Below are 23,785 nucleotides of genomic sequence, written 5' to 3'. Positions count from 1 at the left end.
TCTCGGGCGGCGACCGTTCGATGCTCTCCTTTAACATCAGAGCGACAGGTTCCCCCGTTCCATGCAAGGTCATAATCCGGGGGCACGCGGCCTATCAGCATGTCATTTGGGCCGGACTTCAGGTCTCCACCGCAATAAATCAGGCCTGGCGTAAAGGCACCAGAAGCGTCGAATGTCGCGTTTTCTGGCCAGGGATCGCGGCGGGGACACCTGATGCCCACGCGGTATTGTTTGAAAGCGGCCCAGCAACCGCAGTTCAGTTGAACGAATTATTTGGAAATGTTATGAGCTAATTTTGTTCTATCTACAAAAATCGAAGGTCAGACCTAACGTGACGTACAATGATCTTGACGTCAAAATTGGCGAACGAATTCGAGGCCAACGAAAGCGAATCGGCCTCAGTCAGAAGGAACTTGCGAGTCGGCTGGACATAGTTTTTCAGCAGTTGCAAAAGCACGAGAATGGCACGAGCAGGGTGCCGGCCAGCCGGCTCTACGAAATTGCCCGGGCACTGAACACGCCCATATCACATTTCTTCGACGTCGACGAACGCGAGTCGCCGCGAAAAGCGGCGCCGTTCTCCGAGGTTTATGCAATGCTCGGCGCGCAAAAGGGCAAATTGGCGAAACAAGTCCTCGAGCTTGTCACGGCCTTCATGAAGATCAAGGACGAAGAGGCTCGAGCGGATATTGTTTCGTTGGTCGCAAAACTATCGAAGTCAAAACTTAGACGATAGAACCGCTCTCACTTTCGCTTGCAATGGGTTAGGATTACCGACCAAGCACGCCTTTGAAGTGTTGCTGTGCGGCCCTGCTTGCAACGCCAGCGACATTTGTTTCTTTGGTGTCTGGTACGATGCCGTGCAAACCAGCGAGGAAGCCCTGATTAACCGAGTGTTTCGTTAGTCGAAAAGCGGCTTCCGGAACTTCAGCAAGAATCTGCGCTCGCGCGATGGCAGTCTCCACAAGATGTCTCGAATCAGCCACCTCGTGAAGCAGTTTGTGCTCCGCCGCCCACGAAATGGAGACGGGCTCGCATCCATAAATGATGTCAGACATCGCCGCTCGACTGACGAAACTTTCGAGCATATAGCCGCCGACTGTGCAGGCGATTCCGTGCTTCAATTCCCACATAAGCAGCTTAGTTCCCGGCGATCCGACGCGCCAATCGCAGCATAGCGCGAGCTGAAAGCCAACGCCTATTGCGTATCCGCCCGCTGCGGCAACGATCGGCTTCCCGACTTTGAGTATCGTAGAATAAAAATCAATTACCCTATCAATATACGCCTCCACCGCCGCGCGTCCAGAAAGCTGGGCGACCTCGTTAAAATCACCACCGGCGCAAAAGGATCGATCATTCCCCCCTGTCAATACTAAGGCCCGTATCGCAGGATTGTCGTCTGTATCCCGGCATACGGAGCGAATGGCGTTCTCGAGTTCTAGACTCATCGGATTGTGAGCGTTGGCGTGGTTGAACCGCGCGACTAGAACCGCGCCTCGAGCTTCCGTTTCTAGAATGGCCATGCTCTCTCCACTCAATCGCCCGCATCCGTGAGGTAGCGGCTTGCCCACCGCCTTGGAATCCAGGATGACTCCGGATACACCAATATAGAGAATGTAGCAATCCTTTAGAACATCTATAATGAGAAATTTCGGGTTGGAAGTTGCGCGGATGCTTACGTTTAATGGAGTTGCCGCTGCTGCTGCACGCTAAAGAGGACCCATGCCGCTCACCGCTGTTGAACAATGAGCGTCCTGGATGGCGCTACAGAAGTGGTCGGCTACTTGTCGCCATCAACTTTAGTGTCGACGCTCGACTGATGAACTAAAGCCAATGCGAGTGCGCTTGGGGTAGAGAAGCGCTCCGAGGCGCACCGGTACAGCGAGATTTGGCGGCGGCATTCGCGGCGGCTGAGCGTTAAGATCAGCTCAAAATTGGCGCACTCGACCTTCCGAAGATGAGAATCCCCGTCCAACGTGCTCGGAAGCAATGAGCGCGTTCGCGACGGAGCTGGCCGCGTTCTCGGCCTCGGCGATCAGCACCGTCAACAAGCCGCACGATGCGAGAAGCTCCTTGAGGAGAACTTCACCGTCCGCCGCTGGCGCACCCAGAAACGACCAAATGCTGGAGTCCCCCAACGAGAAGATCAGGCACGCAGCTATGGGTTAGGAGTCTTCCTCAATGCCGATAGTGACTTCCGGCTCATCCGTGCGGAGCGACATGAGACCGGGCTCGAACACCATCTCTATCTGAACATGGATCTGTTGTAGGAGCACAACAGGAGGCGCCTACGTCAGGCAGAGCAATGCTCAGGCGCACCAAGGGGAAACGCGCCCGCTCGCCAACCCGCGTCTCTTTGAGCAAACGAGCGACGGTGGCTCGAGGAGCATGGCTCAGCCGGACCTTAATCAATTTGCCGAACGAGCCGCCCGAGAACCGCGAGGCTAGACGCTGCACTCCTGCGCCGCCTAAATCCGATGCAACCGGGATCACCCGCGGGCTTGACGCGCACACGTAGTACGAGACGAGACTCCTAAGGAACAGCATCGTATGTGTCGTTCGTCGGGGCAGGGTGTTCAAAGAACTTCGGCGGGCGCCGACGGGTTGACGGGTTCGTGGTCGCTGAACGCGGAAAGCCGCTGCCGACCTAAGTTCATGAACGAATTAACGGGTGAATTGGTGGCCAGGTAAACCGGTGATCGCGGGATTGTCCGAGATCATCGAATGCCGGTGCTCAGCGTAGGGGAATCGAACGCTGGATTGGATCTCGACGAGCGCCGATCCCTCGAATGCAACCATCGGGACGAGAAGGAGCATCCGTACTAAAGTGGCGGTCACCTTCAGCTCGGTCCTACGAGGTCGTCAATCCGAACACGGGTGCAGAAGGTCAACGACTACGTCTGGCACGACAGATCGAGCCTGCTAAAGATCCGCCTGGCGATCACAGCCGAGATCAAGCTCCGCTGCAAGGGAGGACTCAGCCCCAATCGCCATTCTCCAGCCACATCATCTCTGTCCTTTGCCGGTTACGGTCTCCTCTATCTAACGCCGCGCCGCGCTTGCTTGGACAAGAACGGCCATGTTTCCGGGCTGGTGCTGGTTTCTCCACATTTTTGTGTGTGCGCGCGGAATTCCCGCCCACGTGAAGACTTCGGACAGGCAGGGATCTATGCGTCTGTCCAAAACAAGCCGATTCGCTTCCCACAATTGATATGGATTCGCGAAGTGGCTGCCCTGGACTCTTTTCTGCCGCATCCAGACAAAACGTGCATCCATCGTAAGGTTGTAGCCTGAGGTCCCACCGCAGAAGACGACCATTCCGCCTCGCTTCACGACGTAGCAGCTGACTGGAAATGTCGCTTCTCCCGGGTGTTCGAAGACGATATCAACGTCGTTGCCCTTTCCCGTAATCTCCCAAATGGCTTTGCCAAAGCGGCGCACCTCGTTCATGTAATCGCTGTATATAGCCGTACTATTGATGTCGGGAAGTCGACCCCAACAGTCGAACTCTTTCCGGTTTATCACCCCCTTGGCCCCCAACGACATCACAAAATCACGCTTCGACTCCTCAGAAACGATGCCAATCGCGTTGGCTCCCGCCACAGTTACGAGTTGGATTGCCATCGAGCCAAGCCCTCCAGCTGCACCCCACACTAAAGCGTTTTGACCTGGTCGGATGACGTGTGGCCGATGACCAAACAACATCCTGTATGCTGTCCCGAGTGTGCCCGCATAGCAGGCGCTCTCCTCCCAGCTTAGGTGCGCTGGCCGGAGTAATAGCTGACGTGATTGAACGCGTGCGAATTGCGCAAAGGATCCGTCCGGAGTTTCATAACCCCAGATTCGCTGGGAGAGCGAGAGTGTGGGATCGCCGCCGTTGCATTCGACATCGTCGCCGTCGTCTTGATGGGAATGCAGAACAACCTCGTCACCCACCTTCCATTTCTTCACGCGCTCGCCGACCTCCCAAACAATTCCCGCGGCATCGGACCCAGCGATGTGACAAGAGTGCCGATGCAGGTCGATAGGCGAGACTGGCTGCCCGAGAGACGCCCAAACACCATTGTATCCCACCCCGGCGGCCATAATCATGACCAGGGCTTCCTCTGGGCCCACTGGGGGCGTGTCAACTACCTCTACTTGCATCGCAATTTCAGGATCCCCATGCCGCTCGCGGCGTATCACCCAGGCATACATGTGCTTCGGTACACGACCCAACGGCGGAATTTCGCCAATATCGTAAAGGTCCTTTGCTGCTGCCTGGGCGTAGCTCGCCACCGGAGGGGGGCCGCTATGTTGATTAGTTCCGCTCATCTATGCCTCGATGAAATGAAAATGAGCTTGGTGCGGCGACGAGTTCAACCGGTCACCTCAGCTCATCGCACGGATGGCCGCCGGCCGCCTTTGCCGCAACAGGATCAGTTGGATGGTTGCGGCCGTTAGTTGCAGCACCTTGCGGACTGCCGAGATCAGCGTCGGCGATCCAAGTTCAGCAAGTGAAGACATCCGCGAAGCGTTTGCGTTCAGCATCTTTCTCAGGCCGGCAATTTCCGACGAGCGTCCATTGCATCCAAACGACACAGCATCGGCGAGGCGGTGAAGCCAACGATTACGTTTCGGTGCAACAACGATTTCGTTTCGGTGCAATCGGTGACGTGTGACAATCAGCGCGAGCTCTCTTCTCGCCAGGCGATTCCCATAGCCATGCTCGGGGCACCTAACGATGCGACACTGAGTATTTCTTCGGACATTCTCGATCCGCGACATTTTTCCTCCGACTCTCACCCCTTCGTGTTTTGATAGGCTCTCCATGATCGTACCCTTCGAGCTGAGAAGCTGAGCGCCCCGCGTCGCGTAGGCCTTTCGATGGCGAATTGTTCCTTAACCGATCGATCGGACCGAACAAAAGCATCAACATCCATTATGAGAATAGTCAACCAAAAAGATGCAACAATAATTAGAATACATCATTGCCTTCGCTCGAAGAAGTGCATAAGACTTGAGCTATTCGAGAAGACCGGGTCAAAAGGTGAGTAGGTTGGCCCGCCAGGATCCCACGTCGTTTGCAGGCGCTACGATCTACCCAAGTCGTTCAGCGCTCGAAGCGATGATCTCCGGCAACTCACATGGGAGATGTGCATGTCTGCGCTGAATATTTACAAGAAGGATGCCGTCCTTGTGGCCCAGTTCAATCGCGAGAAGTCGGTAAACCCGCTCAACCGAGAGCTTGAGCGAGGCATCGTCGAGACTTGTCGACGGGTGGAGGACGAACCCGCCGTCAAGGCAATGGTTCTTACTGGCGGAGTGGACCGCTCCTTTTGCGTCGGTGAGGATTTAAACGACGCAAGGGAAGTTAAAACGAGGGCCGACGTTGAGGAGTTGATAGATCGCATCATTGAGCTCTACGTCACGATTCTAAGCGTAACAAAGCCAATTGTTGCGGGGATTGACGGATATGCTATAGGCGCCGGACTCGAGATGGCGCTTTGCTGCGATTGGCGTGTGGGAACGCCAACAACGAAGGCCCTCGGGTGGGAACTCAAGCATGGTCTTGCTTGCCCAATCGGCGCCTACATGCTCGAGAAGTCGCTTGGGCGCGCCGCGATGTCGGACATTATTTTCGGCTGCGAGGCTGTCTCGGTGGCATGGGGCACAGAGCACAAACTTTTTAATGAGATTACGGCGCCGAAGGGTATCGTCGAGAGAGCGGTCTCGCGAGCTGCGGTCCTTGGCGACTATCCGGAAGTCACTTTTCGGCGAACGAAGCAGTCTAGGAACCGCTCCTTCATTGCGGGGCTCCGGGACCTGGCGCCCGGTGCAAAAGAAATTCTTGTAGAAGGGTTTCTTGGTAAGTCCGCCCAGGCCCATTTTGCACGAGTTCTGCGACGATAATGGCCGGAATTCGGGCGAAGGAAAACGTTCGCAAGCGCCCCGGCCATGACTTTACTGGCTTGTTCAATTAATCCAGTCTGTGCAGGACGAGCTAAGCTTGAGCACATTCGATAGCCAGAACTTGGAGATACCTGGTGCATTTTTCTGAGGTGGAGGAGGCTTCCAGAACCTCGCCTGGCGCAGACCGCGCCGACGAGCGCCAGCATTTCGGAGAAGATGTTTGAGCTTCGCACAGACCTGTTGGATGGGGGCCGGTGTATATCTTTGGAAGAACAGCTTGGCGCCGGGAGAGCGGATGAGCTTACCTTTCTGGCTGCCGAAACTATCAATGGGAGGTGGCCGGGGCGAAGGGTCGGCAGAAGAATCTTACATAGGTCCCTAAGCCCGCGCGCATCGATCGGTCCTGGCGATGAACCGTCTGCACGGCTCGGATTACGGTGCGAAGTAGTAAAAAAGGGTGTGGTCGTCCAGCGGCAGTGAGGAACTTGGCAGCGAGTCCGCGACCCGTCCCGCGGGCGCCCATCCCGCAAGGAAGCCATCTCTGCCCTGGTCCGGGTCTCGTCGATTAAGAGCAGCGGCTCAGTTTGGACGCGATCTTGATATTTCGTCCACTGGCCTCACCGCCGCAACCCGGCGACGGTCGCGTCCGCCAGCCACCACGCTGCTTTTTGAAGCTGAGCTTCTCGGGCTGGACGAGCTCCATGCCACGGTAACCAACCTTCAGGCCGCACTCGGTGATCGTCGGCGACGAGCCCGCCCAAGTGAAATTGCCGTGCTTGATCCGTCGCGCAGCCAACTCGCGCGCTCTCCCGAAATCACCTTCGGCTCATAACCGCCCATCCAGTCCGGAGTAACGCTGCCGGTCTTATCGAGCCGCCGCATCCAGCGGATGCGTGATGATCCTGTCACCAAACTGCTTGGCTGCCTGATCGCGGGACATGCCGCCCGCAATCGCCGCTACTACACGCTTCCGAAGGTCAGAGAGTAAGGCTTGCCGATCCATGCCGGCCACCCGTGCAGCCAGAATGGTGGATCAGAAACCGGCTGATTTCAGAATCCTAAATCGATCCGACCTGAACTGATCCCGCTTTAGTGTTGGCGAGGACCTCAAGCAAGTGTACTGGCGGCGGAATTCGAAGCCTCGAATGTTGAGACCGGTCGCATTGCATTACACCACAGTGCACTCCTATAAGAACCCAAAGAAGAATCCATTTACCCGTTCAGCCGAAGCGCCTCAGCAGATCGCGTTACCAAATACATCCCGCCAATCAGCTATCAGGACCCGCGACTATTGTTATTCGAGGATCTGCCCGAGATGCTATTGAGCGCGTCTCGGAAGGATGTTGACGTGGAAACCGTATGGGCAAGTTCAGTGACAACCGGGCCAAGGGTGCTCCTGGCGCCCTTGACCCTCCATCGTGTTGCCGGGGCAGCTATGCCTATGGAGGCAACCATCGGGACGGCACGAAACAGGGGCGTCGCGATCGAGATCTCACCGGCGGCGCGTTCTTCATCGATGACCGCAAAGCCGGCACTACGAATCCTGCGAAGCTCCCGCTCGAGTTCGCCAAGTTCGTGGTGTGGGCCGCGGCGCGAACGACATAATACGTTTGTCAAGCGACGTCCGGATTTGACCCCTCAGCGACATGAGGAAGTGACCCCGTTGTTGTTTGCAGGACTGCAGCAAGCCGCTCGCGAAGCGCGCCCGTCACAGCGCTGTAGCGAGCGAGCGGCTTGCTTCACGACTTCTTCTCCGATTTGGCTTCTGGTGCAGCGGGCTTCTGCAGCAGTCCGCTGCGGCGCTTCTCCTTCAAGCGATAGCTGTCGCCGCGGATAGTGATGACGTGACTGTGGTGCAGCAGACGATCAAGGATCGCGGTGGCGACCACGGGGTCGCTGAAGACCGAGCCCCACTCGCCGACGCTGCGGTTGCTGGTCAGCAGGATCGCGCCTCTCTCATAGCGACGGCTAACGAGCTGGAAGAACAGGTGCGCGGCATTGGGCTCAAAGGGCAGATACCCGAGCTCGTCGATGATCAGGAGCTTTGGCTTGGCAAATTGCGCGAGTCGCTCCTCGAGCCGCCCTTCGCTGTGACCTTTAGCAAGCTGCGCAACAACAGTCGTGGCTGCGACGAACTGAACGGAATGCCCAGCCAGGATTGCTTCGCGGCCAAGAGCGACCGCAAGATGCGTCTTGCCAACGCCAGGCGAGCACGTGGCATACTACCCAAGAACAGCCGTTTGAAGTTGCCATTCGATATCCGCATCATCCGCTCGCCGGCGAGCGCGTCATCGTTCTGCGGCGAGTCAATCATGGCGATCGCTTGCATTTCGTGATTGAGCAGGCAGATGGCACCCGGATCTTGGTGCCGGCCTGGATGACAGAGACGTGGGCAGCGACGCTGCCGATGGTTGAAGTCCCTCGGCTTTCCTTGGATTCACTGCGCGAACTTCGCAGCCTCGCGGCGGCACTGCGCGTACCCTCGTCACCGTCGTCCGAAACGAGTCGGACGGTTGGAGGCGATGATGGAACAACAGTGGCGGCAACTTCTGGAGCTGACAACCACCGCAATCCGCGATCAACGACTCGATCCAAAGGTTCGCTCGGAAGTCACAGGTCTACTCAAGCTTCTTCTCGACGAGTGCAGCGCTGCTCTCGCAAAGACGCGGGAGGCGAACAATGAATAAGATCACACCCGATCACTTGTCACGAAGCGCCTACGTGTACGTGCGACAATCGACGTCCGATCAGCTCCTCAACAATCCCGAAAGCCGCCGCCGTCAATATGCGCTTGCCACCCGCGCTCGAGCGCTTGGCTGGGAGAATGTGATCGTTATCGATGACGATCTTGGTCGTTCGGGCGGTGGCACGGCGCGCCCCGGCTTTGAGCGCTTGTTGACCGCGATCTGTACCGGTAGCGCTGGGGTTGTGCTCGCCATTGAAGCTTCCCGGCTCGCGCGCAATGGCCGCGATTGGCACACACTTTTGGAGTTCTGTACCCTGGTGAGCAGCCTGATCATTGATGAAGACGGTATCTATGACCCAAAGCTCATGAACGACCGGCTGCTGCTTGGAATGAAAGGAACATTCAGCGAGCTCGAACTGTCGATCTTGCGGCAGCGGTCGCAGGAAGCGCTGCGCCTCAAGGCCGCGCGGGGCGACCTCCATACGTCGGTCGCTATTGGTTATGTGCGCAGCGCCGACGATCGTCTGGAGCTGGACCCGGACAAGCGCGTGCGCGAAGCGCTCCATCTGGCATTCTGCAAGTTTGCAGAGTTCGGCAGCGTCCGCCAAGTTGTGATTTGGCTGTGTGACGAAGGCATCAAGATGCCGATTGTCGTGTACGGCGAGCGAGGCCCGCGTGGTGGAATGGCGGCTGCCGCGCTACAATACGATCCATCGGCTGTTGAGCAATCCAGTTTACGCCGGCGCCTATGTGTTTGGCAGAACTGGCTCGCAGGTTCGAATCGAAGTCGGCCGAAAGCTGATCGCGCGGGGGGTGCGCCGGCTCCAGAAAGATTGGGAAGTGCTGATTCGCGATCACCACGAGGGCTATATCTCCTGGCAAGACTACGAGAGCAATCAACGAATTATCAACGGGAACGCCAACATGAAGGGCGAAATGGTGCCGGGATCAGTACGCAATGGCGGCGGCTTGCTGATTGGGCTGCTGCGCTGTGGACATTGCGGACGCAAGCTCCGAGTGCTGCATAACGGGCTACGGGGAATCGCGCGGTACGTGTGCAACGATGCCAACGTTAATCATGGTCGACGGACCAAGTGTATTGGCTTCGGAAACATGCGGATCGACGCGGCGGTATCCGCGGAGGTATTGTCGGTGATTGCGCCGCTCGGCCTCGACGCTGCCCTGCAGGCGATCGCGGATCGCGAGCGCGCTGGTACCGAGCGACTGCGGCAGATCGAGTTGACACTTGAGCAGGCGCGTTATGAAGCAGCGCGGGCGCACCGACAATACAATGCGGTTGATCCGGAAAACCGTCTGGTCGCCGGAGATCTCGAACGACGATGGAATGAACGGCTCGCGGAAGTGGCGCGGCTTGAAGCCGATCTGGCTGTTGCACGTGACAAGCAACCATCCGCATTGACCGACACGGAGCGCGCCGAGATCTTAGCGTTAGGAGCCGATCTGGAACAGCTGTGGAGGCATCCGGGCGCCTCGGCGGTGATCCGGAAAAGAATTTTGCGAGCGGTGCTCGAAGAGATCATCGTGACCTTAGAACCTGGTTATCTCCATCTCAAGCTGCATTGGAAGGGCGGCGACCATACTCTACTCCACGTCGTGAAGAACCGGACCGGGCAGCATCGCTGGAAGACTGATGCCGCGACCGAACAGCTGATTTGCCAACTGGCACGCATGCTGTCCGATGGGAACATCGCATCGGTTCTGAATCGGCTGGGAGTACGGACCGCCAAGGGGAATACCTGGACGCAACAACGGGTGCGGACTTTCCGCAATGATCATGGCGTTGCCGCCTACCGGGAAGGCGAACGGGCAGAGCGCGGCGAAGTTATTTTGCACGAAGCAGCGAGCCGTTTGCAGGTTAGCAAGATGACTGTTGTACGTCTCATCAAGGACGGAGTGCTGCCGGCCAAGCAAGCTTGCCTGGGCGCGCCCTATGTTATTCGGGAGATGGACCTCGATTTGCCGGCGGTGCAATCCGCGATCAAAAGCGGGCGTGCAGTCTCACCCGACCCACGGCAGGGACTCTTGGAATATCAATGAAGTAGTGAGGTATCGGATCATGTCGCCAGCCCGGACGGCCCAAGCAGCAGCACATTCTCGCCATTGGCAATCCAGCGGGCGCTCGCAAGCTCGCGTATCTGCTTGGGATCCAGCGAGGGCTGGGCCGAGAAGTCGAAGCCCGACAGATCGCGAACGAACGGGAAGCGAGCAAGTTTAAGCGTCATCTCGACGCGCCGCTCATCCTTGCGGGCGATCTCGCGCTCGCACAGCAGCACCAGGGTCTCGCGTAGGCTCAGCTCTCGACGGCTGGCCTCGTCCAACAACCCATCCAGCTGGTCGCGGACAGCCGTCAGCTGCAGGCGCGTCAGCATATCGCTCAGGCGGTCGGGAACAATGGTTCGCATCAGAAGCCCCCTCCCACAATCGCTTCGTACTCCCCGAGCGGCCGCAGCAGCGTCGGCGATGGCGCCGCGACAGGCGATAACGCGAGCTCGCCAGCACGGCTCGGTTTAAAGCCAGTCAGGCCCTCAAAGTGTTTAGGGTCGACAACGCGACGGCGCCGACCTACACAGATCGGATGAACGGCCACCTCATGGATCCCGTGGTGGATGCGCACCACGCCATCGGCGATCGTCGCTCTCACCGTCTCGCCGATCAGCCGCCATGGCACAGAGTAGGCGTTGCCATCGATCTCCACCGCGCAGTCGGCCTGCACGCGGCGGATCAGTTCACGTGCGGCCTGGAAGGGCGGCCTCCCGGCTATGGGCTTCAGCGCATGCGCCTCAGCGCGCCTGAAGCGCTCAATCGGTGCTTCGCCCGTCGTGCCATGCTGGCGTAGATCGGCGATCTCCCGTGTCCAAGCCTCGAGGTGCGCCTCAAAGGCCTCCCAGCTCCGGAAGGTGCGGCCGGCGACCGCGTTCCGCTTGACGTAGCCGACGCCATTCTCGGTCTTGCCCTTGGTGCGGGCGCGATATGGCGCGCAGGCCCGTGGCCGGAAGCCCCAGTGCTTGGCAAACGCGGTCAGCTTGTCATTGAACACGATGCGTGTTTCGGCAATTCCCGGACACTGATTTCGGTAATTCGCGGACAGTGATTTCAGTAATTCCGGGACAGGGATTCCGCTAAATCGCGGACAGTTACGGAGCTGGTTTTTCGGGAGCGCCGTTCAGGCAATGTTCTCTCTCAAGCTGAGTTTGAGAGGGGCGATGCCGAGACGGAAGCAAGCGAAACGAACCACTGTGAAGGACCTACGATCGATCCTGAGGCTGACGTACGAGCAAGGCCTGTCGGTTCGGGCGATCTCGGAACGGCTGCAGATCAGCAAGACCTCGGTTGCCACCTACCTGCTGCGGGCGCGTGAAGCGGGTTTAAGCTGGCCGCTGCCGGCGATTTACGAGAGCGAGGCGGCGTTACAGCGGGCTTTGTTCCGGCGGGTCGGGCGCCCGCCTCAGGACTTGAGCGAACCCGAGTGGCCACGGGTGGCCCAGGAACTCAAGCGCAAGGGCGTGACGCTGACGCTGCTGTGGCAGGAATACCGGACGGCGCATCCCGACGGCTATGGCTACACGTGGTTCTGCGAGAGGTTTGCCGCCTACCAACGCCGGGCGAACCCGACCTTCCGCCACCGCCATGCCGCGGGTGCGGTGATGCAGACCGACTATGCCGGCCCGACGGTGGAGGTGATCGACCCGCAAACCGGCGAGGTCCGTCAGGCGCAGATATTTGTTGCGGTGCTCGGGGCCTCGTCGCTGACCTTCGCTATGGGGAGCTTCGGTCAGCGACTACCAGATTGGATCGAAGGCCAGACCCGGGCCTTGTCGTACTTCGGCGGAGTTCCCAAGGCGATCGTCTGCGACAATCTGAAGGCCGGGGTGGTCAAGGCGTTGTGGTTCGAGCCAACGCTCAACCAAACCTTTGCCGCCATGGCCGAGACTACGACACGACGATTTTGCCGACCCGCAGCCGCAAGCCGCGCGACAAGGGCAAGGTTGAAGGCGCGGTGCTGATTGTCGAGCGCTGGATTCTGGCACGGCTGCGCCATCGGCGGTTCTTCACCCTGACCGATCTCAATACCGCGATCGGCGGATTGCTGGAGGAGCTGAACAATCGGCCGATGCGCCATATCGGCAAATCCCGCCGGCAGCTGTTCGAGGAGATCGAGCGCGACGCGCTGTCGCCGCTGCCGAGCGAGCCATTCGAATACGCCGAGTGGAAAACGGCCAAGGTACATCCCGATTATCACGTCGAAGTCGACAAGACTTTTTACTCGGTGCCGCACCGGCTGATCGGTCGTCGGGTGGACGTCCGGCTCACCTATCGGGCTGTTGAGATCTTCCAGGATCACACGCGTGTCGCCAGCCATGTGCGCCGCTCTCAGCGCAGTGGCCACGTCACCGTGAACGAGCACATGCCCAAGGCCCATCAGCGTTACGCCAATATGACGCCAGCGAGCTTGATCAAGATGGCGGGGCGGATCGGCGTCAACGCCGCCATCCTGGTCGAGCGGATGATGCGTGAGCGCCGGCATCCCGAGCAGGGTTATCGCTCCGCCATGGGGATCATCGCCCTGGCGCGGCGCTACGAGCGCAGTCGGCTGGAAACAGCCTGCGAGAGGGCGCTCGCGATCAACGCGATCAGCTACTCCTCCGTGAGCGCCATCCTCAAATCCGGGCTCGACCGCGCGAGCCCCGCCGCCGAACCCGTCAAAGCCGCGCCCTCACACGCCAACATTCGTGGCGGAGCCTATTATCAATGAAGGAAAGGACCATCATGATGCTGACCCATCCGACCCTCGACGAGATGCAGGCACTCGGCCTTGCCGGAATGGCGGCGGCCTACCGGCAATTAGCCGAACAGGACAATGCCGCCGCTCTCAGCCGCGATGAGTGGCTCGGCCTGATGCTGGATCGCGAAGCCGCCATACGTGCCGACCGGCGCCTGACCAATCGGCTCGCCGCAGCCAAGCTGCGCTTCGTTGATGCCTGTATCGAAGGGATCGACTTCGCGTCCCGCCGCGGCCTTGACCGGCGCAACACCCTGCAGCTGGCACAAGGCGCCTGGCTGAAAGCCCACGAGAACCTGATCCTCACCGGTCAAACCGGCACCGGCAAAACCTGGTTGGCCTGTGCCTTCGGACGCCAGGCCGCCAGGCTCGATCATTCCGTCCTCTATCTGCGTGTGCCGCGGCTGTTCGAGGACCTCGCCATGGCCCGTCTCGATGGTCGCTTCCCGCGCCTTATCGACAAGCTGGCACGTGTTCAGTTGCTCATTCTCGACGATTGGGGAACCCACACCCTCAATGATCAGCAGCGCCTCGATCTCCTCGAAATCTTTGAAGAGCGCTACAGGCGCAAATCTACCCTCATCACCGCCCAGCTGCCCGTCGCCCAATGGCATGACATGATCGGAGAACCAACCATCGCCGACGCCATCCTCGACCGGATCATCCACAACGCCCACCGTATCGCCCTTGAAGGTGACAGCATGCGAAGGAAAAAAGTCCCGCGCCCCTTGACCGATGTCGAAAACAGCGAAACGAATACCAATTGACTTCAACAACCAGGCAACCAAAAGCCAGCGCCGCCACGCTGTCCTCGAATTAGCGAAACTGCTGTCCCTCAGTTAGCGAAACCGCTGTCCCGTTTTTGCGAAATACGCAAACACGACGGTGCGCGTCGCGGCATCGTGTTCCACGACCAGCGCACGCGCATTGTCGAACAGCACCTCCTCGGGCACGCCGCCAAACTTCACGAAGGCGCTTTCCAAGCCATCGAACCAGCTCTCTTGCCGTTCGTTGCGGAATGCCCTGACATGGTGCCGGCGCGAGTAGCCCAACGTGGCGACGAACAGGTAGGCGCGAACTTTGCTGCCGCCGATCTCGACCAACCGCTCGCCAAAATCGATCTGCAGCTGTTTGCCGGGCGGTGTCTCGAACCGCACCGTCGCACGCGCCTCGGCCGCAAGCTCCTGGCGATAGCGCTGGACGGCCCGCTCGATCGTGCGCAGGCTGACGATGATGCCTTTCTCGGCTGCCAGCTCCTGGCGGATCACGTCGGCATTGCCGTGGTGCTGCCGCAGGCGCTCCTTGAGCCAGATCTCCTGGCCATCGAGCGCCTTTTTGCGGTGCGGCTGCCGATACGGCGTCCAGCCGCCGGCCGCCACGTAGTCCTTCACCGTGTTGCGGCTAATCCCGAGTTCCCAGGCAATCCGTTTACTACCCCACCCCAGCTCGTTGAGCCGGAGTATCGCCGAAACCTCGTCCGGCTCCAGCATGGCCTCCCTCCGCGGATCTTTGAACCGCAGAGGACCTGAACTGAGTCGCTGCATAAAACCCCCGTTCTGACCGTGTCGCGAGGGGGTCAATTCCTCGTGTCGTGAGGGGTCAATTTTCCATGTCGCCCGAGAACGTTATCCGCCGCCTCGTTCGACAGGAAAGCCAAGATGCTTCGCCCTATAGTTGTAAAAATCCCGGCATCCTGTCGCCAACTCGGAGGGCACTATCGGCGAAGTATCGGCTCGGGACGGCCGTAGATCCAAGTGATCACGATGCCGTCCAATCGGAAGAGCGCCACGGCTTCCCTCCATCTGGTATTGCAATCAGCGAATGCTGGCGCAACACTCCTGATGAGTTCGTCTGAGTGCTGAAGAAAAGAACCGAACTCGACGAATTTGAGCCAAGCCCATAGCGCTTGGTCAAAGGATCCTTCTTTAGATAGCCGAGGGTAAAGGTGAATCATGGTGCCGTCCGGGATGTGGTTGGAATGTGGAAGTGGCGCAGCCTCCGACATCGTGAAGCTATCTGATTACGCGGCGAGGTCAATTGGCTGATCGATGGGCTTTGTGGCGAGTGTTTTCCAGCCATCGACCTTGCGCATGTTGATCTGGCCGGAGGCGAGCAAAGCCCAGAACAACATCGCCGCGGTGTCCGCTGATGGCAGCACAGTCTGCGTCTTTATCCGTCGCTTGAACTCCTCGTGCAGCCGCTCGATGGCATTCGTGGTCCGTGCGCTCTTCCACTGGCTCGGTGGCAGCCGCGTGAAGCTGAAGAGCCGGTCGCCAGCCTCCTGCAGGCTGTCGGCCACCGCACGATGCTTGAGCCGCCATTTGCGGATGAAGGCCTTGCGCCGCGCCTCGATCTCCTCGGGCGTCGCCGCGTAGATCATGTCGTTGTAGTCGGCGGTGATCTCCTCATGCAGCCGCTCGGGCGCATGCGCCAACAGGTTCCTGTGCTTGTGCACGGTGCAGCGCTGCACCGGCACGCCATCCCACACGGCGGCGATCGCGGCCTCAAGCCCGGGCGCGCCGTCGACGATGAGGAATTCGGGCCGCCGCAGCCCACGCCGGATGAGATCGTCGAGCACGGCACGCCAGGCTTCGGTGCTTTCGCTCCCCATCGCCTTGATTGCGAGCAGGATCTTCTGGCCGTCGGCCCGCACACCAATGACGACCAGCAGCGAGATGGCGGTCGCCTTGCGGTCGAGCCGCACGCGCACCACGGTGCCGTCGAGAATCAGCCGCACAATCGGTTCATTGGCCAACGAGCGGGCATTCCAGGCGTCCCAGTCGCTCTTCACCTTGCGCCATACCCGGCTCACCGTGTCCTTGCCGACCGCGCCAGCGAACAGAGCGCTGAGCGCCCGACGCACACGGCGCGTGTTGGTGCCGGCCAGATAACAGCTGGCGATCAGCGCGTCTGCGGCCAGTGTGCGGCGCTGGTAGGCCCGTAGCGACTGGTAGGCCCGTAGCGACTGGCTCTTCCACTCCGTGGTCTTGCCATCGGCCGTGTTGAGCCGCGCCCGCGGGACCGCGATCTCAATCGGCCCGAAGCTGCCGATCAGCGACCGGGGCCGGCTGCCGTGCCGATGCCCCGTCATGCCGGCTTTCCCTCATGGCCGACCTTCCTGCTACGTTCGTAGCGCGGACGGGCAAGGGCCGCATCGAGCTCACCGCGGATCAATTCTTCAATGAATTCCCGCGCTCGTTCCCGCACAGCAGTTTCAATCGGATCGAACCAATCATCGAAAAGCTGGGGAGCCGTCTCTCCTTCACACTGCGGGGCATGCGACTTCGTGATATTGCTGGTCATGGCGTGGTCACCGGTCCGGCGCTCTAACGCCGGATGATTCGAGGTTGATCACCTCGGAGACTACGCCACCTTCAATTCCTACCAACCCTGCTACGGGACCGTGAATCATTGAGCGGTGTTCTTATCGAGTCCATAGCGTTCGGCAATCTCAACCAGCAAAAGGCTATGACGGAGCGCGGCTGACGTTTCCAATAATTACAGGTCTTCTCGAACGATGTGACGATTTAACAATCGCACGGGCTTCGGCCAACGCCCGTTGGCGTGCTCGCGTTGGAAGACTCGCTAGTCGGCTCAAATAAATGGACAAGAAAAAGCTTGCCACTTCTTTGCACAGTACTTGACGACCCGGATCCATCTTGCATTCCATCTCGCGGCACCCGGCGACGTAGGCCGCTTTCAGAGGGTCGCGTTCGCTGCGGCACTACTCCAAATCTTGAGCGAGATCGGTGATCGCGGCTCCCACAAGGACGGCCGATGTTTCGATGTGCAACTCAAGTATCTCAGCCTCCGCATAGCGAAGCAAGTCAATAATGCTCAATAGTTGCTTTTGCCGTATACTATCGACCTCAGATTGAGTGGCCTCCGAGCGTAACTCCTCTGCGTTACTCGAGATTTGCTGACACGGGGGCTCGCCAGCTGTCGCTTCAGCAGGTGTCTTAGAAATAGAAGATGCGTGATCGATCATGTTATAGTCCAACGAAATTGGAACGTTTCTCATTGCTCTGTTTTTCAACGCGTCCGGATCGGCGGGAACGCAACCGGGATGAGACCCGGCTGAAGTTCGACCGCAAAGACAGTGTCTTCGACTTCGGCCGTAACCACGCTATATTGGACGGATCAAGGGCCTGACCAAACTTGTTCAAGTAAAGTCTTGCGGCTACTCCTAACGCGATTGGCATACGACCTTCCGTGACAAAGAATGCTCAACGGAAATTGAACGGGTGCCTGACAAAAGATCGCATTCTCCGAATACGTTTGGCCGGCGTGGATTGTTTTTTGGATGTGCCATCCAATCTTCGTGATCCTCTGATGTGTGGCTCTCCTTTAAGCAAAGCCTCTTGGAGCGACTTCCGGGCTCCTCGAGCTTTCCCGCTTGTGGCGCTTTAGTCGCGAACCGGTCCGGTCTCGACGATGAAGTATACAGGAAAAGGGAAGGAGGTCCCCCTACTGTTTCTGAGGGGAAGTGCAACATCGCTATTCACTCGATCATCTATCCTAGGAATCATAAGACGCGAGACTTGGTGGGCACTTGACGTGGCGAATTGCGCTTCTCCGGCTGCTGAGTGCAATTGACTGATATTCAGGGCGTTCCGCCAGCAGAAGCCGAGCCATTCCTCAACGTTTCAGCAGCGCGCAAAAACCTTCGCAGCAAAGCACACCGATGACCGGGCGGCGCGCATAAGGTGCTTGCAAAGGTGATAGGAAAATATCCGTGCTCGCTCGCCTCAAGAAATTGGCGCTCGCGCCGGCAAGCCTCACTATGTCGGCGGGGGGCGCCCGCGCCGTATTCGCGCATGAAGTCGAGGATGCGCAATAACAGCTTGCGCACGCACGCAAAGATGATCCTTTTGCGCTCGCTCGATCGATGCGCCGAGGAGCCATTACGCGAGGGGCTATCGTTCGTTCCCAAACAGTTGTCCGCGAGATTCTACGAAAGGCGAACTCGACTATGCCGGCCTATGGCGGATCCTGCCTCAACCGCGACGCCTTCAAATCTGGATCAAGAAAGGTGCCATCCTGACTAGCGGCTTTCGTCTAGCAAAGATCGATGGCAGTCACCTGAAAGCAGCCCTTACTATCGATTGCCGCTCGCTGTCACCTCTACTCGGCCATACACCGGATCGTCAGGCCTGGTAGGTGCGACGCCGCTCCCAGACACAGTATATAAACCACAAACGCACCTGCGAGCGGCGCGTTCTCAAAGACAGGTTGAAGTTATATCGTTATGACGATCAAGGCCATAAAGTTCAGCGGCGCATCATTTGGTGGACCGGATTTCTGGCGGTCCGCATTCCGGAACGGACTGAGCAGAGCCCCACATCAAGCCGTTACAGTTAGTGCGATCTAGGGCGGAACGGAGGCCCAAAGCATCGTCCTAAATGGGCACTGCGATCGGGCAGCATCCCAGACTATCTCGCCAAACTGCAGAGCGTTCCCCTCGACTCGCTCGAGCCTGCCTCCGAGAAGATGTGCGGTGCTCGCATCGTCGCTGTATCGTTGTTCGGCGGAAGCCAAACGTCGTTGTGTTAACCGGGCACGTATCGAGGTGGCGTGGCTTCGCAGCGCTGCACACCAAAGCTGATAGTAGCCGGCGGCTACTCTTCCCGATAAAAGCAGTGACCCTCATTTAGTCGCTCGTAACAATTCAAAGTTGATCGCTATGCAGCCGATATTCTCGGAGGTTCTATGAAGATCGTCTGTGCTGCGCCCCGCGTGCGGCTAAAGCTTACAGTTTGAATACGGTTGCCCTAACTGGAGAGCAAGGCTATGACGATTATTTTCGATGAAAGCCACGGTGAAAGTTGGACAATTCGGAAGGATATGGCGCTCGCGATAGCGCCGGACCGGCCAGAGAATTACTATTACGGACATCTCCCAGAGCTTCTGCATGATCACCTGGGCCTTACCTCGCGTGCAATGACAGAGTGGAGTGAAGCAGCTCTGCGTGATGCTTCCGTCCTCATTATTGCACATCCCTGCACGGGCGAGATAGAGCGTAACGTGGGAGGGTCCCCGATCTTCCAGCGAGGAGAAATCGAACAGATTCTTGCCTTTGTGGAGAATGGGGGGGGGCTCCTCCTAATCTCTGAATTTCAGAATGCTGGTTGGAAGAGCAATATCAATGAAATTGGGAGGCGCTTCGGAATTGAATTCAAGGATGATACAGCCGCCGTCCCGCGGCGCGATCGGGAGTTTATCGTAGCTCAGCACTTTCGGATTTTGGTTTCGTCTAACCACCCTTGTACAGACGAAATCTATGAAATCACATACCATCGCGGCTGCACGCTCAGTGTTGACATTGCAAAATGCGTCAAACCGTTGGTGAGCCTTCCAACAGGCGAGATTGTTTGCGCCGCCGCAAAGATCGGGACGGGGCGTGTTGTCGCTATAGGGGATAGCGATCTTTTCGCTCTTCCGTTTATTGGGCATAGCGACAATGCCAGCTTCCTCGCAAACATCGTCGGATGGCTCATGAAAAAGAAGGTCAAGGGGCTTCAGAAGCAGGACATAATCGTATTAAAGCGCGGATCAGAAATACATGATCTTCCAAAGGGGCAGGATTTGTCTGGTGTTCCGGGAGATCACATTCTTCCGGTGACGATGAGTGCCGAGCAGTTTTCAACTGTAATCGAAGGTCTGCCGGATCCGTACGAGCAACGAGAGCAGTTTCTCCAGGAATGTGAGTTCAGGTTCCATCACCTTCCCGAAGTGATCCGTCGGGCGGTGATAAACTTCAAGCGACGAGGAAACAGGTTCGGCGCGCTAGTGCTATCTGCTATCCCTCTTGATCCGGAGTTGCCTCCGACGCCGGATAACCAATTACCACCAATCGACAAGAAGACGTTCTGGAGCGAAGCCTGGCTTGGAATGGTAGGGCAAGCTCTCGGGGACCCAATCGGCTACAGCGTTCACCACGATAAACAGATCTTCCAAAATATTTGTCCAATAGAGAAAGAAGAGCGTGAACAGACCGCTCACAGCTCCACGGTGTTTCTCGAGTGGCACACCGAGCAGGCGTTCCATCCAGAGCTGCCGGATTTCGTTATGTTGCTTTGCCTGCGCAAAGATCACGAAGAACAGGCGCGAACGGCCATCGCAGCGATCCCCAGCATACTTGCCGAAGTGCCGCTTATAATGCGCCAGATCCTTTTTCAACCGCGCTTCAGAACCGGAGTTGACTTCTCTTTCGGCGCCGTCGGCAGCAATCAGAAGAAGGGCGGAACTGTGGTCTCCGTTTTCTACGGTTATGGGTACGATCCATTCATGAAATTCGACCTTGATCTGATGGAGCCACTCGATCGCGAAGCAGCGTGTGCTCTCCGCAGAATGCAAACGTCTGTGAAGCAAGTATTCAACTATGTGAAATTGAAGCCTGGCGATCTAATGATCGTGGACAATCGTCGAGCTATTCATGCCAGGTCCGGGTTCAGCCCTAGGTATGATGGAACGGACCGTTGGCTTCAACGAATGTACGTCAGGCGTGATGCGTCGGTCACGGACGAGGAGCGCTATCGTAACGAACGGATCATCGATACCGCCTTCGCGCTAGGGACCTGATCTAATTATTGTCGGGTCAGCGACATGCAACCAACCATCGTCACTTACCCTGGCGGCTCTATCTCCGAGCTGGCTCGGGTGACCAATCTCTATGATGGAGAGAATGGAGTGCAAGTTGTGGTGACGGACGTCACGCCGTTTCATCCATTGGATCCTTGGTGGCCAGATCAGCCGTCTGACCGGGGCATCATTAACGTGATAGGTCAAGCTTGGGTGATCGACGGCGCGGTTTTGGTCGGAACGAAACAAGACCGCTCCGAAATTCGAATCGGCGATCCAAAAGGCGTTAAGAGGTCGGATCCGTCTTGGAGTTGGTCTGTAGGGCACGTCGTCTTTGGGTCGCCAACCGGAAAAGAGTTAATCAATGCTAAGTGTAGACTAGAGGTGGATCCCGAGTACCGGCGGGCAATCGCGGTAGGCCATACGGCATGCCACATTGCCGCACTGGCACTAAATGAGAGGCTGGAAACATACTGGACGAAGTCGATTGTGAAGGACAGCTTTGGAAGAAATGATTTTGACAGGGCGGCTATTGTTTTCTCTCGCATCGAAGAGTTTGGGAGCATCGACCGCTATCGGATCGGAAAAGGGGTTCGCAAGGCCGGCTTTTCGTCAGATAGATTTTGGTCCGATTGTGATACTTTAGCTTCAGAGATTGAGGTTGGCAGCAATCAGATATTGAATGAAATCGCTAGCATCGATGTTGCTCCCGACCACACTCCCTTTCACGCTAGGCGAAATTGGGTCGCCGTACACAAAAATGCGCGGCTTCAAATTCCATGCGGAGGAGTTCATGTCAGAAATCCTCGCGAGATAGCGAATATGAATATCAAGCTCAATCGCCAAAAGGATCAGACGGAATTTGTCATGGAGACCCGCGCAGCTGCCGAATTAATAGGCGGCGTTCTAAGTATCCGACGATAGATGTGTGATCCGTTACGCGTGACGTCGACGAGATGACTCCACTGAGCGGGCTCGAAGAATGTGCCAGTGCGCCGGAGATCTCGAACGGCGTACGGACCGAACGTTTCGTAGACATGGCGCCGCTGCAATTGTGCAACTCTGAATGACAGCAAACTACGACGGCTGGTAGGTGAGCCGTCGCGGATCCTGAGATAAGAGAGCGAAGCCGTTCCTGGGAAATACACGCCATAGAGTAAACCCGGCCGACGCGCGCAGCGCCTTCCGGTCTGTCCACAGCTCTGCAAACGGAGCGAAGCGTGTCGTTGAACCGCTGGCTTGAGGAGACACATCTATGGGTGCAGTGACTAGCGCGGCAGGCAATATGCAGGCCTTCGAAGCTCTGGAATCAAACGTTCGCTTCTACTCACGTTCGTTGCCGGCTGTTTTCAGCCGAGCGCGCGGCTCCGTTATGGAAACAGAGGATGGTCGAGAGGTTGTTGACTTCCTCTCCGGTGCAGGAGCACTGAATTACGGCCACAACAATTCCGAGATCAAAGCTGTTGTTACTGAGTACCTACGGTCGGATGCCGTAGTTCACGGACTTGACATGGCGACACCCGCCAAGCGCGAGTTTATGGAGACTTTCAGCTCTGTCATACTGCGAGAGCGGGGTCTGCAATACCGCTTTCAATTCACAGGGCCAACAGGTGCGAATAGCGTCGAGGCAGCCTTAAAGCTGGCGCGCAAAGCGACAGGACGGCAAAATGTCATTTCATTTACGCACGGATTTCATGGTTTGAGTTTGGGGGCGATTGCCGCGACTAGTAAACGCGCCTTTCGTACAGCCAGTGGCATGTCCTTGTCTGGCGTAACATTCATGCCTTACGATGGGTACTTGGAACCAGCTGTTGATACGGCTGACTACATGGGAAAGCTTTTGATGGACGAGAGCAGCGGCATCGATCGTCCGGCCGCCATTCTCGTCGAAACCGTGCAGGGAGAAGGTGGTATCAATGTAGCTCGCAAGGAATGGCTGCAATCAATCCAGGCCATAGCAAAGAATGTTGGCGCGCTTTTCATAGTTGACGACATCCAAATGGGCTGTGGTCGCACGGGCGAATTCTTTAGCTTCGAGTTCGCAGGCTTGTCGCCAGATATTGTAGTATTGTCGAAATCACTGAGTGGGTATGGACTCCCTCTATCAATGTTGTTGCTCAAAGAAAGATACGACGCGTGGCGGCCAGGAGAACATACAGGCACGTTCCGAGGAAACAATCTTGCGCTTGTGGCCGCAACCGCAGCTATAAATATTTATTGGCGGAGCCGATCCTTCTCCCAAGAGGTCCAACGTATGGGAGAGATTATGCGGCTTCGACTTGAAGCGATTGCATCTGAGTACGGAAATAGATTCGCCGTTCGAGGGCGAGGCATGGCATTGGGGTTTGACTGCCAAATGGCCGAAATCGCAGAAGCGACGACGCGCAAGGCATTTGAGAAGGGATTGATCATCGAACGGTGCGGCCCTGTTGGTCAAGTCGTGAAGTTTTTGCCTGCGCTCACGATCGACTTTGAAACACTAGATCGAGGACTTCAGGTCTTCGAGGACTCTTTGGCCGAAACCTTGAAAACACTTAGGTCGTGGTAACCTGATCCAGTTCATCCGGCCATGAAGACGGGCCCTCAGCTACTCTCTGACAACGGAGTGGCGTTGGGTATCGTGGGTCTCGGCCGAACCGAATGTGAGGCGCGGTGATGCGTTAAAGCAGGTGGTGGGGGCGATTAATGAGGGCCGACTGTCCAGATCTCTTATTTGACGCTGGCCATCCTATGCCAAACAATCACAGAGTGTACCAGCCCATGCTTCGTACACGGCTGCCGCACATTGCAAATATCGGGACTCCCGCTTTATCGAGAGTGGATGC

At 57.6% G+C, this 23,785-nt stretch carries 14 protein-coding genes and 6 pseudogenes; 10 read left to right on the top strand and 10 right to left on the bottom strand.

The features are described from left to right. Positions 1 to 295: 295 nt before the first annotated feature. Positions 296 to 736, top strand: a complete 441-nt coding sequence (locus RX331_RS24830; protein WP_317252477.1) for a helix-turn-helix transcriptional regulator — start codon at positions 296 to 298, stop codon at positions 734 to 736. Positions 737 to 770: 34 nt separating this feature from the next. On the opposite strand, the gene RX331_RS24825 is transcribed toward RX331_RS24830, so the two are convergent. From RX331_RS24825 to RX331_RS24815, 3 genes are all read right to left on the bottom strand, one after another. Then, entirely contained in the window at positions 771 to 1,523 is a 753-nt protein-coding gene (locus RX331_RS24825; RefSeq protein ID WP_317252476.1) for an enoyl-CoA hydratase/isomerase family protein, read from the bottom strand. A gap of 1,519 nt (positions 1,524 to 3,042) precedes the next feature. Beyond that, positions 3,043 to 4,314: a crotonyl-CoA carboxylase/reductase gene (gene ccrA / locus RX331_RS24820; protein WP_317252475.1), complete on the bottom strand. Its 1,272-nt coding sequence runs from the start codon at positions 4,312 to 4,314 to the stop codon at positions 3,043 to 3,045. Positions 4,315 to 4,371: 57 nt separating this feature from the next. Further along, positions 4,372 to 4,767, bottom strand: a complete 396-nt coding sequence (locus RX331_RS24815; RefSeq protein WP_317252474.1) for a hypothetical protein — start codon at positions 4,765 to 4,767, stop codon at positions 4,372 to 4,374. A 372-nt stretch (positions 4,768 to 5,139) separates the two neighbouring features. On the opposite strand from RX331_RS24815, the gene RX331_RS24810 reads away from it, so the two are divergent. Further along, a complete protein-coding gene (locus tag RX331_RS24810; RefSeq protein WP_317252473.1) occupies positions 5,140 to 5,892 on the top strand; it encodes an enoyl-CoA hydratase/isomerase family protein in 753 nt (250 codons plus the stop codon). A 565-nt stretch (positions 5,893 to 6,457) separates the two neighbouring features. Here RX331_RS24810 and RX331_RS24805 read toward each other — a convergent pair. The 3 genes and pseudogenes from RX331_RS24805 to RX331_RS24790 all read right to left on the bottom strand — a co-directional run. After that, the gene (locus RX331_RS24805) at positions 6,458 to 6,688 is read right to left on the bottom strand and encodes a hypothetical protein (RefSeq protein WP_317258377.1); all 231 of its coding nucleotides are present in this window, start codon (positions 6,686 to 6,688) and stop codon (positions 6,458 to 6,460) included. Between the two features lie 479 nt (positions 6,689 to 7,167). Beyond that, positions 7,168 to 7,509, bottom strand: coding sequence for an IclR family transcriptional regulator C-terminal domain-containing protein (locus RX331_RS38975; protein ID WP_410708011.1), 342 nt, complete (start codon positions 7,507 to 7,509; stop codon positions 7,168 to 7,170). Between the two features lie 122 nt (positions 7,510 to 7,631). After that, positions 7,632 to 8,099, bottom strand: a pseudogene (locus tag RX331_RS24790) (ATP-binding protein); the annotation flags it as partial. Positions 8,100 to 8,571: 472 nt separating this feature from the next. On the opposite strand from RX331_RS24790, the pseudogene RX331_RS38970 reads away from it, so the two are divergent. The 3 genes and pseudogenes from RX331_RS38970 to RX331_RS24780 all read left to right on the top strand — a co-directional run. Next, a pseudogene (locus RX331_RS38970) lies at positions 8,572 to 8,994 on the top strand (recombinase family protein); the annotation flags it as partial. A 208-nt stretch (positions 8,995 to 9,202) separates the two neighbouring features. Then, positions 9,203 to 9,433: pseudogene (locus RX331_RS38965) on the top strand (recombinase family protein); the annotation flags it as partial. Between the two features lie 69 nt (positions 9,434 to 9,502). Then, positions 9,503 to 10,636: a recombinase zinc beta ribbon domain-containing protein gene (locus RX331_RS24780; protein ID WP_317252470.1), complete on the top strand. Its 1,134-nt coding sequence runs from the start codon at positions 9,503 to 9,505 to the stop codon at positions 10,634 to 10,636. A 17-nt stretch (positions 10,637 to 10,653) separates the two neighbouring features. On the opposite strand, the gene RX331_RS24775 is transcribed toward RX331_RS24780, so the two are convergent. Then, positions 10,654 to 11,001 carry an ATP-binding protein gene (locus RX331_RS24775; RefSeq protein ID WP_410708010.1) on the bottom strand — a complete coding sequence of 116 codons (348 nt, stop codon included), beginning with the start codon at positions 10,999 to 11,001 and terminating at the stop codon, positions 10,654 to 10,656. Then, a complete protein-coding gene (locus tag RX331_RS24770) occupies positions 11,001 to 11,636 on the bottom strand; it encodes a Mu transposase domain-containing protein (RefSeq protein ID WP_410708009.1) in 636 nt (211 codons plus the stop codon). Before RX331_RS24770 ends, RX331_RS24775 begins: the two co-directional genes overlap by 1 nt. 166 nt (positions 11,637 to 11,802) lie before the next feature. Here RX331_RS24770 and istA (RX331_RS24765) point away from each other — a divergent pair. Next, a pseudogene (gene istA / locus RX331_RS24765) lies at positions 11,803 to 13,352 on the top strand (IS21 family transposase). Between the two features lie 17 nt (positions 13,353 to 13,369). Then, positions 13,370 to 14,146, top strand: coding sequence for an IS21-like element helper ATPase IstB (istB, locus tag RX331_RS24760; protein ID WP_317258236.1), 777 nt, complete (start codon positions 13,370 to 13,372; stop codon positions 14,144 to 14,146). Positions 14,147 to 14,254: 108 nt separating this feature from the next. On the opposite strand, the pseudogene istA (RX331_RS24755) reads toward istB, so the two are convergent. Further along, positions 14,255 to 14,923, bottom strand: a pseudogene (gene istA, locus RX331_RS24755) (IS21 family transposase); the annotation flags it as partial. A 476-nt stretch (positions 14,924 to 15,399) separates the two neighbouring features. After that, positions 15,400 to 16,682: pseudogene (locus RX331_RS24750) on the bottom strand (IS256 family transposase). A 2,487-nt stretch (positions 16,683 to 19,169) separates the two neighbouring features. Between RX331_RS24750 and RX331_RS24740 the strand changes: the two are divergent. The 3 genes from RX331_RS24740 to ectB all read left to right on the top strand — a co-directional run bounded on the left by RX331_RS24740 (position 19,170) and on the right by ectB (position 23,508). After that, positions 19,170 to 20,960 (top strand): TauD/TfdA family dioxygenase, encoded by a 1,791-nt coding sequence (locus RX331_RS24740; protein ID WP_317252469.1) that lies wholly within the window; start codon positions 19,170 to 19,172, stop codon positions 20,958 to 20,960. 24 nt (positions 20,961 to 20,984) lie between these two features. Beyond that, positions 20,985 to 21,884: a hypothetical protein gene (locus tag RX331_RS24735; protein ID WP_317252468.1), complete on the top strand. Its 900-nt coding sequence runs from the start codon at positions 20,985 to 20,987 to the stop codon at positions 21,882 to 21,884. A 361-nt stretch (positions 21,885 to 22,245) separates the two neighbouring features. Beyond that, a complete protein-coding gene (gene ectB / locus RX331_RS24730; RefSeq protein WP_317258235.1) occupies positions 22,246 to 23,508 on the top strand; it encodes a diaminobutyrate--2-oxoglutarate transaminase in 1,263 nt (420 codons plus the stop codon). The last annotated feature ends 277 nt before the right edge of the window (positions 23,509 to 23,785 follow it).

It is taken from the genome of Bradyrhizobium sp. BWA-3-5 (genome assembly GCF_032917985.1).
Classification (GTDB): Bacteria; Pseudomonadota; Alphaproteobacteria; order Rhizobiales; family Xanthobacteraceae; genus Bradyrhizobium.
Note: the sequence above shows the minus strand (reverse complement) of the source record. Positions and strands in the feature narration are given on the sequence as shown.